General features: G+C 69.1%; 7 protein-coding genes. 3 read left to right on the plus strand and 4 right to left on the minus strand.

What is annotated here, in order from left to right:
* Positions 1-26 precede the first annotated feature (26 nt).
* On the plus strand, positions 27-2,423 hold the full coding sequence (locus tag ACAG20_RS02735; protein ID WP_370491454.1) for a CoA transferase: 2,397 nt from the start codon (positions 27-29) through the stop codon (positions 2,421-2,423).
* 43 nt (positions 2,424-2,466) lie between these two features.
* Here the strand turns inward: ACAG20_RS02735 and ACAG20_RS02740 are convergent, their stop codons facing one another.
* Positions 2,467-4,839 carry a hypothetical protein gene (locus ACAG20_RS02740; protein WP_112685622.1) on the minus strand — a complete coding sequence of 791 codons (2,373 nt, stop codon included), beginning with the start codon at positions 4,837-4,839 and terminating at the stop codon, positions 2,467-2,469.
* A 125-nt stretch (positions 4,840-4,964) separates the two neighbouring features.
* On the opposite strand from ACAG20_RS02740, the gene ACAG20_RS02745 reads away from it, so the two are divergent.
* Positions 4,965-6,530: a sensor domain-containing protein gene (locus ACAG20_RS02745; RefSeq protein WP_370491455.1), complete on the plus strand. Its 1,566-nt coding sequence runs from the start codon at positions 4,965-4,967 to the stop codon at positions 6,528-6,530.
* 74 nt (positions 6,531-6,604) lie between these two features.
* Positions 6,605-8,086 carry an acetyl-CoA acetyltransferase gene (locus ACAG20_RS02750; protein ID WP_370491456.1) on the plus strand — a complete coding sequence of 494 codons (1,482 nt, stop codon included), beginning with the start codon at positions 6,605-6,607 and terminating at the stop codon, positions 8,084-8,086.
* A 15-nt stretch (positions 8,087-8,101) separates the two neighbouring features.
* Here ACAG20_RS02750 and ACAG20_RS02755 read toward each other — a convergent pair whose 3' ends face one another.
* The 3 genes from ACAG20_RS02755 to ACAG20_RS02765 form a co-directional block, all read right to left on the minus strand.
* Positions 8,102-9,334, minus strand: a complete 1,233-nt coding sequence (locus ACAG20_RS02755) for an NAD(P)/FAD-dependent oxidoreductase (protein WP_370491457.1) — start codon at positions 9,332-9,334, stop codon at positions 8,102-8,104.
* A gap of 63 nt (positions 9,335-9,397) precedes the next feature.
* Positions 9,398-10,033 carry an endonuclease gene (locus tag ACAG20_RS02760; RefSeq protein ID WP_370491458.1) on the minus strand — a complete coding sequence of 212 codons (636 nt, stop codon included), beginning with the start codon at positions 10,031-10,033 and terminating at the stop codon, positions 9,398-9,400.
* Between the two features lie 50 nt (positions 10,034-10,083).
* Entirely contained in the window at positions 10,084-11,328 is a 1,245-nt protein-coding gene (locus tag ACAG20_RS02765; RefSeq protein WP_370491459.1) for an alpha-hydroxy-acid oxidizing protein, read from the minus strand.
* Positions 11,329-11,710: the final 382 nt, after the last annotated feature.

The raw sequence follows: 11,710 nt of genomic DNA on the forward strand, positions 1-11,710 counted from the left end.
CGGCAACCGTTCATTACCCTGGCCATGTGCTGCTGGAGTCGGTTCGCGTCCTGGATCTGGCTGGTGGTGACGCCGACGCGGTCACCAGGTTGCTCGCCGACCTGGGCGCCGACGTGCTCAAGGTCGAGCCCCCCGGCGGCAGCCCGGCGCGCCGCCTTGCCCCACTGCTGGGGGGCGTGAGCATCTCCTTCGGGTTGCACAACGCCAACAAGCGAAGCGTCATCCTGGATCCGGCCGACGAACGGGACCGCCGCCGGTTCGACGAGCTGGCGCGCACCGCCGACATCGTCGTGGATGGCGGCCCGCCCGGGCGCACCGCCGCCCTGGGGACCTCGCGGTTCGGGACCTCGTGCGGTGAACTGGCCGACCGGTACCGCCACCTGGTGACGATGTCGGTCACCGACTTCGGCATGAGCGGGCCGCGTTCGCACTGGCGGGCCACCGACGCGGTGCTCTACGCCCTCTCCGGTGCGCTGTCGCGATCAGGGCCGACCACCGGAGCCCCGGTGCTGCCGCCGGACGGGATAGCCTCGGCGACCGCGGCGGTGCAGGCCGCCTGGGCGGTGCTGGTGGCCTACTACAATCGGTTACGTTGCGGCGTCGGCGATTACATCGACTTCGCCCGCTTCGATGCGGTGGTCACGGTGCTCGATCCGATCTTCGGCTCGCAGGGCCAGGTGGCAGCGGCCCGCCGCGGGGCGAGTCGCTGGCGTGGCCGGCCCCGCAACCAGGACGCCTACCCGATCTATCCGTGCCGGGACGGCTACGTACGGCTGTGCGTGATGTCGCCGCGACAGTGGCGCGGGCTGCGGGCGTGGCTGGGGGAGCCGGCCGCCTACGCCGACCCCAGATTCGACGTGATCGGTGATCGGTTCGCGGCCTGGCCGCAGATCAGCGTGCTGGTTCGCGAGCTGTTCGCCGAGCAGGACATGGCCGATCTGGTCACGGCCGGACAGGCGCGCGGCGTGCCGATCGCCGCCGTGGGCGAACCGGCGCAGGTGCTGGCCGGTGAACATTTCGCGGCGGCGCGGGCCGCGGTCAGCGCCGAACTGGCCCCCGGTGTCGCTGCGCTGATACCGACCGGCTATTTCGTGGTCGACGGGCGCCGTGCCGGTTTCCGCACGCCGGCGCCGGCGGCCGGTGATGGCGGCGCCGGATGGCGAGCCCGGCCGGACGTGCCGGCGGGCGGCGGCGCGGTCGGTGCGCGCCCGTTCGAGGGGGTGCGGATCGTCGATTTGGGGGTCATCGTGGCCGGCGGTGAGGCCAGCCGGCTCTTCGGCGACCTGGGCGCAGAGATCATCAAGGTGGAGAGTGCCGACTACCCAGACGGGCTGCGGCAGACCCGCGCCGGATCGGCGATGAGCGAGTCGTTCGCCTGGACGCACCGCAACAACTTCGGGTTCGGCCTGGATCTGCGCAGCCCGGCCGGCAAGGAGATCTTCGGTCGGTTGGTGGGTGGCGCCGACGCGGTACTGGCCAACTTCAAACCGGGAACCCTTGCCGCCCTGGGGTTCTGCTACGAAACGCTGCGGGGCATCAACCCGCAGGTGGTGCTGGCCGAGAGCAGCGCGTTCGGGGAGAGCGGGCCCTGGAGCGACCGGATGGGCTATGGCCCGCTGGTGCGTGCCACCACCGGGGTCACCGCGTTGTGGACCGCTCCGCCGGGCCCGGAGGGCACCCAGCGCGCGGCGGCGACGGGGCGCCACGCCTTCTATGACGCCACCACCGTATTCCCCGACCATGTGGTCGCGCGGGTCACCGCCATCGGCGCGCTGGCAGCGCTGATAGCCGGCCGGCGAACCGGCGCCGGAGCCCATGTCCACGTCTCGCAGGCCGAGGCCGCCGTCAACCAACTCGACACCTGCTACGTGGCGCGGGCCGCGGGACCGTCGGTGGTGCCGGACACCGGGCTGGACCTGGTCTGCCCGTGTTCCGGCGACGACGAGTGGTGCGTGGTCTCGATTCGCACCGATGACGATTGGCACCGTGTGGCGGCGGCATTCGGCGACGCGGCGTTGGCCGCCGACCCGCGCTTCGGCACCGGTGAGCACCGCAGCGCCCACCGTGCCGAACTCGTCGAGCAGCTGAGCCGGCATACCGGTGAGCGCACTCCGGCCGATGTCGCCGGGCTGCTGCAGGCGGCCGGGGTGGCGGCCGGGCCGATGAACCGGCCACCCGACATCGCCGAGGATCCCCAGCTGAGCCACCGCGCGGTGTTCGCCGACATGATCCATCCGCTCATCGAGCACCCACTGCCGGCTGAAACCGGTCCGGCGCCGTACCGCAATATCCCGCAGGCGCCGCAACGGCCGGCGCCGCTCCCCGGCCAGGACACCCGGGCGATCTGCCGTGCCGTGCTCGGGCTCGACGACACGCAGACCGAGCGGTTGATCGCCGACGGCGTGCTGTTCGCCGCAGATTAGTCCGACTCGACGGTGCCGCTGCGATTCCGCGACGCCTGCTGGGTCACTCACCCACCGAACGGGGTTCGGCATAGTGGTGCGCGAACACATCGGCCGGAACCGGCCATTGGTCGCCGTGATCACCCTTGACCACCCAGTCCCCGTCGGCGGCTACGGTAGGGCCCTCCAGGGTCTCGATTCTCTCTCCCGGCTGGGCTATTCGCGCAAGCACCGTTCCGCGCCGTTGCCATTGCGATCCGCTCAGATGGCGGTAGCAGGATCGGAAGATGTCGTCGCGCACCGACCAGCTCTTGCCGTCCTCTTCGACCAACCAGTCGCCGGGGCCTGCCTGCATCGTCGCTCCGGACGGGGAGGTCCAGGTCCATGGCCCGGCTCGCTGCTCGGCGCGGACGGTCCCGACCCTGGCGAATGACTGCCATACCGGACGGGACCGGTAGCCGAGCTGGCGAAGACTCCACAGCGTGTTCGCCACGCTCAGCAGGACGCCGTCGAGCAGCGCAGGATCGGTTTCGATGACAGACCAGTCGACCAGCTTGTCGTGGATCCGGTGCCGATCGTCTCGGTTCGGGCCATATCGCCAACCGTTGCGGTGGTAGTAGTGGCACCAGTCTTCGTGTTCGGTACGGGCCATCGCGATGGCTGAATCGTGGTCGAAGCCCAGCTGAGCGAGTTGTTCCAGGGGCGGTAAACCGGCCATGTCTCGCTCGGCCAGCGGGGCCGGTGCGCTGCCCCAGGTGTCCCAGGTGTGATCGGCGACCTGCTCGACCATCCACAAGGCATTGCGGACCTGGCGCCGGTTCGACCCGCGGTAGAACTCGTCGAGTTCGTCCCACGGCAACCGCGAGGGCAGCGGTCGCGCCTGCGGACCACTGCTGGCGAGGTAGCGCCCGTGGATGAGGCTGGCGGCCCGCTCCCAGGCGTCGGATGCTTGCCCGTCGGACATCTGCAGCATCAGCCGGAAAGTACGGAGCCGGCCCACAATCGGTATCGGGTTGTCACTGACCCGGCTGTCGGGATCCCAGCTGTAGACCGGCATCGTGGTGAAGCGGGCCGCCAACCGGCTTCCGGTGGTGGCCGGGCCACGGGGACCACGTGACCAGTCGTCGACGAATATGGCGGCACTGGTCGCCGTATCACCGGCATCGATCAGCTGGGCCAAGGTCGGCACCGTCGGTGCGCTGGACACCACGTCGATGTCCGGACCGGTCGCGATGAGTCCTATTTGCGCGCGGTGGAATTCGTGGTCTCGCTGGTATTCGGCGGCGTCCTCGCCGACCAGTATGAGGGCCGGCAACGCCGACTCGGATGGGGCGGTGTAGTAGTCGTGCTCCAATTTACGGCGGGTCAGGTCGGCGCAGAGCGCCAGGGTCAACTGCGAAGTGCCGCACACGAATACCCGCCGAATAGTCTTGGCTGCGACGATATTGTCGAGCAGCCAGCGGGCGGTCACTTCGTACTTTCCGATGATGTCGACGGCCCATCGCGCATCAGCCCCGCCGAATTGCTGGGCGCGCCAGGCCTCGGCCTGCCACGGATCGTCGACCCTGAGCACCAGAGGCAGTCGTCGCGGCTGGCGGCGTGAATCGGCGAGGGCCTGGCTGATCGTGTCCAGCCACAGCCGGTTGTTGGAGGCGTCACTCGACAACAGGTACAAACTCGCGAGATTGCGCCACAGCGACAGCGATTCCAGCGAGGCCGGGTTGTTGAGGTCTACCGAGAGCACCCGGGCTCCCAGGGCTCGCGCGCCGTATAGGCCGCGGTCGTCGGCGGCGTCGAACATCACGACGAGCGTGTCGCGCCGGCCCAGCGTCTGCGCAATGCCGCCGATCATCGCCCCGGAGTCGTCATCGACACCGATCACCGCGGTGACAGCGGAGGCGTGATTGGCCTGCCAGCGATCCAGCTGGGATCGGAACAGGGCGACCGCGACACCGGAGAGTCCGGTGAAAATGGCGCCGAGTGCCGCCAGTCGTGCCACGATCAGGGCGGCCGGCGTGGTGGTAGGGCAGACCTGCCCACTCATCGAGAGGTCTGTCATGCCGCCTTTGATCAGTACCGCCGTCCAGATCAGCGGCTGGAAGAAGCTCGGATGAGTGTCGTCGTGGCATTCCCAGAACGAGCTCAGGCCCAGTAGCGCGCCCACGGTGGCAAGTCCGGCGACTATCGCGACCGGGGCGCTTCCCGATCGGGTGTCGCCCTGGCCGCGAATACTCAGCACACAGAGCGTGACCAGGACGGTCACGGTGAGGGCGACCGACGGCAACGATCCGGGGCGCCCGAACCAGCCCAGCCACGCCGGTAACCGGTCGGCGGTGTCCGGCCACCGGGCAAGTACGCACAGCCATGCGATCACGGTGACGGCCAGGGCCGACAGGGCCAGATGGGCGGCACGGCGAGACGTGACGAGGGAACGCATTCGCGTGACCGCACGGGCGCCTGTGCATTGTTCCGGACTCGGGCTCACTGTTCTGTCCTGTTGGTATTGCGGGATGGAGTTTACTCGGTATGCTTCTTCCCACGTCGAGCTTTCCGGAGGCGCTCATGCTCTTCGTGAGTCACGCCAGCCAAGACCGGTCGGCCATTGACGCCCTGCTGCTCGTGTTGCGGCGCACCCGCCAGGGTGTGTGGCTGGACGATGAACTGGGCGGCGGCGAGGCCTGGTGGCAGACCATCCTCGAGAAGATTCGCGAATGCGACGTCTTCATCGTTGCGTTGTCGAACAACTCACTGGCCTCCAAACCCTGCCGAGCGGAGCTGGCGTACGCCCAGGCGCTACGCCGCCCGATTCTTCCCGTCCAGATCGGCCCGGTCGACAGCGTGCGGGTCACCCCGCTTGCCGCCACGCAGATCATCGACTTCCGGAACCCGAACTCCGACAATGAAATCCGGTTGATCGAAGCGCTGCAGAAGCGAACGGCTCAACTGGAGCCGCTGCCGGTGCCGCTACCCGCCGAGCCGGAGGTGCCCTTCGCCTATCTGATGCGGCTGGCCGGCATCCTTGCCAGCCCAGAGTTGAGCCATCATGAGCAGGCCGGGTTGGTCTCGGAACTGCGCAACAAGCTTGACGAGGACTGTGCCGATCCGACCGCCCACCGCGACATCGTTCGGCTGCTGTATCTGCTGCGCGACCGGCCCGATGTCACCTGGCGCACCAGAAGCGACGTCGATGCGATGCTGAGCACCTGCGACGCCAACCTCGCAACCCCGGCCGGTGGGATGACCACGGTACCGTTCGCGGCCCCGCGCCCCGCGCTGTCACGGCAGTCGACACCCCAGCGCACGGTGGCACTGTCGTCGGGTGCGCAACCGGTCGTCGAGCCGGCACCGGGTCCGCAACCTGCCGGGGAGTCAGCGACCGAGCGGGCCCGGCCGGTCGCGATCGCCGCGACCGATTCGGTTGCGGCCGGCCCGCGGCGAAGGTGGCCGTCGCGCAACAGGTGGTTTCTCGCCGGCGGTGTCGTCGTCGCGGTGATCGGCACGATTCTGGTTGCGATCCCGCGCAACCACCCCGGCCTCGCCATGCTCGGTGACAGCGAACTCGACGCCATCATGGGTGTTTCCGGAATGAAAGCCCTTGAAGGTGAACCCCAGCACGCCAAGCACACCAGCGGTGTGGTTGAAGTGTCGCCGCCGGATTGTGCGGGTGTGATCTACCCGGGTCTGGACCGCACATATCGGAACAGCGGGAGCCAACAGCTGACCTGGCGGGTGTCCGAGGCCGGCGCCGGGGTGGCACGCGCCGGACTCGACGGAAACCGCTTCGTCGACCAGGACGTGGCGAAGTTCCCCGCTGATACCGACCGGGCCCTGGCGTTCGTCAGGGCCGCGGCGCTCCCGTGGCGGGCTTGTGCCGGGCAGACGGTGACCGCTGTTTACGGCGGAACCGACGCCTTCACCTGGAATATCGGCGAGGTCACCGGCGACGCGCCGAAGATCACTCAGTCGTTCAGCCTCGACGGCCGCAACGGTTACAGCTGCCAGCGGGTGTTGGGGACCGTGGCCGACAAGGTCATCGATGTCAAGGCCTGCGGGGACCACATCGGCGACCAAGCCAACCGGATCGCCGGGAGGCTGGCCGCCAAACTCACCGATAATCCGCCCTTCTGATCTGAACGAATCCGCCCTTCTGATCTGAACGCCACGACGCCGGCGGGCGCGCGCCGCAGATTAGTCTTACGCCCATGCCCGTCGACCCCCGGACACCGGTGCTGATCGGCTACGGCCAGATCAACCACCGCGACGACCACGATCCCGTCGAACCCGTCGATCTGATGGCCGCGGCGGCGCGCCACGCCGCCGACGATCGGGTGCTGCGCGCCGTCGACTCGATCCGGGTGGTGAACCTGCTCTCGGCGCGCTACCGCGATCCGGGTGTGCTGCTTGCGCAGCGGATCGGCGCCGACCGGCCCGCCACACGCTACAGCCCGATGGGTGGCAATGTGCCACAGTCGCTGTTGAATCGAGCCTGCCTGGACATCCAGGACGGCCGCGCCGGGGTGGTGCTGCTGGCCGGCGGTGAGATGTGGCGCACCCGCAGCCGGCTGCGGGCCGCCGGCGGCAGGCTGGCCTGGACCCGGCAGGACGATGCGGAGGTTCCACTCGCCGAATGTGAGGGCGAGGACGTGCCGTTGTCGGGTGCCGCCGAGGAACGCATCGGGTTGGACCGGCCCGCTTACGTCTACCCGCTGTTCGAGCAGGCACTGCGCATCGCGGCCGGGGAGACCATCGACGGCCACCGCCGGCGCATTGGTGAGCTGTGGGCGCGGTTCAACGCGGTCGCGGTGGCCAACCCGCATGCTTGGATCCGCGAACCCGTTGGAGCCGAAGAAATCTGGCGGCCAGGGCAGAAGAACCGGATGATCAGCTGGCCCTACACCAAGTTGATGAACTCCAACAACATGGTTGACCAGGCCGCGGCGCTGGTACTGACCTCCGTTCAGGGCGCCACCGAACTGCGGATCCCGTCGGAGCGCTGGATCTTTCCCCAGGCCGGTGCCGATGCCCACGACACTTATGCGATCGGTGCCCGCGACGAACTGCACCGCTCACCGGCGATCCGGATCGCGGGGAAGTGCGCACTGGAACTGGCGGGCGTCGGTGAGATCGGCGATATCGATTACGTCGACCTGTACTCGTGCTTCCCGTCGGCGGTCCAGGTCACCGCGGCCGAGCTGGGTCTGCCCACCGATGACCCGGCCCGGCCGCTGACCGTGACCGGCGGGCTGACCTTCGCCGGCGGGCCGTGGAACAACTACGTGATGCATTCGATAGCCACCCTGGCTGAACTGCTGGTCGCCAACCCGGGCCGGCGCGGGCTGATCACCGCCAACGGCGGCTACCTGACCAAGCACAGCATGGGGGTGTACGGCACCGAACCGCCCGCATCCGGATTCCGCTGGCAGGACGTTCAATCCGCGGTGGACGCCCACCCGACCCGGCCGGAGCTCACGCAGTGGCAGGGGACGGGCGCGGTGGAGTCGTGGACCACGCCGTTCGACCGGGACGGCAAGCCCCAGCAGATTTTCCTTGCGGTCCGCACACCCGACGGGTCACGAACCATGGCGGTGAGCCGCGATCGGGACACCGCCGACGCGAGCGTGCGCGAGGACATCGCCGGTGCGACCGTCGACGTGCACGTGGACGGCACCGCGACGCTGCGGTAGCGCACCCGCCGCCGCTCAGCGCGACAGCTCGCTCAGCGGCGCCGCCGGGTCTGCTAGCCGGTCGGGATCGACGGGTTCCTGCGACCTGACCAGGGCCTTGATGTCATCGATGCCTTCCCAGACGTTGACGTTCATCCCGGCCAGCACGCGGTTGTCGTCGCCGAGCCAGAAGCTGGTGTACTCGCGCGCGTCGGTGTCGCCACGGAAGACCACGCGGGAGTAGCCGGGCGCATGCCCGACGTACTCCATGCCGAGATCGTATTGGTCGGTGAAAAAGTAAGGCAGCTCGGCGTATTCGCCCGGATCACCGAGCATTCCCGCCGCCGCGACCGCCGGTTGTTTGAGTGCGTTCGCCCAGTGTTCGGTGCGGATCCGGGTTGCCAGCAACGGATGCTGGGCCGCCGCGATATCACCGACCGCGTAGATGTCGGGATCGCTGCTGCACAGGCTCGCGTCCACCAGGACACCGCCGTCCCCGGTGGCAACACCGGCCTGCTCGGCCAGCTCGATGTTGGGTTGTGCGCCCACGGCGACCAGCACCGCGCCCGCGCTGATCTGCGAGCCGTCCGCCAACCGCAGGCCGGTGGCGGCGCCGTCGGCCGTGGTGATCTCGGCAACGGCCGACCCCAGGCGCAGGTCGACGCCGTGGTCACGGTGCAGGGCGGCGAAGATCGCGCCGTTCTCGGCGCCGAGGCTGGCCAGCAGCGGCAGTGTGGCCGTCTCCACCACTGTCACGTCGACGCCGCGCTGGCGGGCCGCCGCGGCCACCTCCATGCCGATCCAGCCGGCACCCACCACTGCCAGCGGGGCGCCCGAGGCCAGTGCGGAATCCAGCGCAGCGGCGTCGTCGACCGTGCGCAGATAGTGCACGCCGCGAGCGTCGGCACCCGGGATCGGTACCCGCCGGGAGCGCGAACCCGTGGCCAGCAGCAGCTTCTGGTAGCTCAGGCTGGTGCCGTCGGCCAGTTCGACGGTGTGACCGGCCCGGTCCACACCCACGACGCGGGCGCCGGAGCGAAAGTCGACATCGTGCTCGCGGTACCAGTCCTGTGGGTTCACGGTGAAGTCACCGAGAGCCTTCTTGCCGGCCAGGAATTCCTTGGACAGTGGCGGGCGCTCGTAGGGAAGATGCTGCTCTTCGCCGAGCAGAATGAGCGTTCCGCCGAAGTTCTTGTCGCGCAGCGCTTCCACGGCCTTGGCGCCGGCCAGGCCGGCGCCGACGATCACGAAGGTTGTTGATGTCGACACGCGATCCTCCGCTCTAGGCGCCGTTCACCGGCTACCTTACCGGCGATTCGGCCGGGCAGCGGGCTAATCGGCCAGCCGCTCACGGATATCGGCGTCGGAGGAGTAACGCACCAGCGCTGCCGCGAGTTCGGCGTTGCGCCCTTTCGACAGCGCACCGAGTTCGCTTGCGTCGCCGGGTAACCCGAGGTCACGCGCGGCGGCCAGCGCACGCTCGTCGAAGCTGGCCCGGGCCCAGGGCCACACGTCCTGGACCTCCCGCAGGAAGATGCTCGCACCGGTATCACCGATACCCTGGAACTCCGTGAGCAACTCGACGGCCGCGTCGACATTGCGCCCGCTGCGCTCCGCGAGCAGCCGCAGATCACCGCGATAGTTCTCCTGCACGGCTTCGGCGAGCTGCAGCAACCGAGTGGCCGAACTCTCGTCATAGCGGCGGTAGTGGGCGCGGCCCATGGCGTCGATCATGGTGCGGCGATCGGCCTCAAGAACTTTGTGTGGTGTGCGCAGGCCGCTCTTGAACAGCTCACGCGCCGCCCGGGCCGCGATGGCCGCGTCAATCGGCTTGCTGGCGAGCATGCACAGGGTCAGCAGCTGAGACAGCGGCATCGGCTGATTACGCAACCGGATACCGGCCTCCTGCGCGTAGGTCTTTCCGGCCCGCCGCAGCAGCCGTCGCACCAGTTCCGTGTCGGTATGCACCGGCCGCGTATACCCGCTCGCGCCGCGCCACAAACGTTGGGCCGCCCGGATCAGCCGCCGTCGAGCGGCACCCACCGCCGCAGCTGCGTCACGTGCTGCGGCGACAGCTCGGCGAGCTCGCTGACCCCCAGCAGTCGCATGGTGCGCCGGATCTGTTCGGCGAGGATGTCGATGACGCGCTGCACCCCGGCCTGACCGCCGGCCATCAGCCCGTACAGGTAGGCACGGCCGATCAAGGTACACCGGGCGCCCAGCGCCACCGCCGCCACGATGTCGGCGCCGGACATGATTCCGGTGTCCAGCAGGATCTCGGTGTCGGCACCGACCTCGCGCGCGACGTGGGGCAGCAGCGCAAAGGGCACCGGCGCCCGGTCGAGTTGGCGTCCGCCGTGGTTGGACAACACGATGCCGTCGGCGCCGAGATCGACCACGGCGCGGGCATCGGCGAGGGTCTGGATGCCCTTGACGACGAATCGGCCCGGCCACTGCGACCTGACCCAGGCCAGATCGTCGAAGGTCATGCTCGGGTCGAACATGCTGTCCATGTACTGCGCGACGGTGCCCGACCACCGGTCCAGCGACGCGAAGGACAGCGGTTCGGTGGTGAAGAGGTCGAACCACCAGGCCGGGTGCACGATCGCATCGGCGACGGTGCGCAGTGTCAGCGCCGGCGGGATGCTCATGCCGTTGCGGGTGTCGCGCCGCCGCGCTCCCGGGACCGGGGCGTCGACGGTCGCCAGCAGGGTGTCGTAGCCGGCGTCGGCGGCGCGGCGCAGCAGCGCCATCGACCGCTCGCGGTCGCGCCACATGTAGAGCTGAAACCACCGTCGGGCGCCGGGGGCGGCCGCGGCGACCTCTTCGATGGAGGCCGTGCCCAGCGTCGACAGTGAGAACGGGATCCCGGCGGCCTCGGCGGCCCGGGCGCCGGCCAGCTCACCGGCGGTGTGCATCAGCCGGGTGAAGCCGGTCGGCGCGATCGCAAAGGGCAGCGCCACCGAAGCGCCCAGTACGTCGCGGCTGGTGTCGACGTCGGTGACGTCGCGCAGGATCGCCGGGTGAAATTCGATGTCGCGGAAGGCCTGTCGGGCCCGTTCCAGTGAGATCTCGTCCTCGGCGGCGCCGTCGGTGTAGTCGAAGGCGGCCCTGGGGGTGCGGCGCTGGGCGATGCGCCGCAGATCTTCGACGGTGAGCGCGGCATCCAGGCGCTGCGCGGTGCGATTGAGCCTGGGCCGGCGGAAGCGGATCAGCGGCGCGAAGTCGTGGAAGTTGGGGAATCGCCGCTCTATCGCCGCCACTGCTGACTCCTTTGCTATCGGCTCCGGGTTTTCCCAGGGTAGGAGTGATTGGTTGTCACGCGGCTCCGTACCGGCCGCAGCGTTTCGTCGAAAACCAGGCAAACGTGTACGACACCGTCATCGCCGAGCTGCATGACCGGCAGCCACTGAAGATTGCGGAAGCCCGCGCCTACCGGGATCACGAGCTGCTCGGCCGGCGGCTGCATGACTGCGCGTGGCTGGTCGACGCCGTGCGGGGAACACCGCAGCGGCTTCCGCCCGGTGCTGGACTGCTATTTCGGTGGCGCGGAGGATCCGGCGACCGTGGACCGACTTGACGGATCCGACTCGGAGCCGCCGCGGCGCGGGTAGCGAGCGCGAAACAGCGCCTTCCAGTCTTCTT

Origin of the sequence: Mycobacterium sp. pW045 (genome assembly GCF_041287085.1) — a bacterium.
Lineage (GTDB): Bacteria > Actinomycetota > Actinomycetes > Mycobacteriales > Mycobacteriaceae > Mycobacterium > Mycobacterium algericum_A.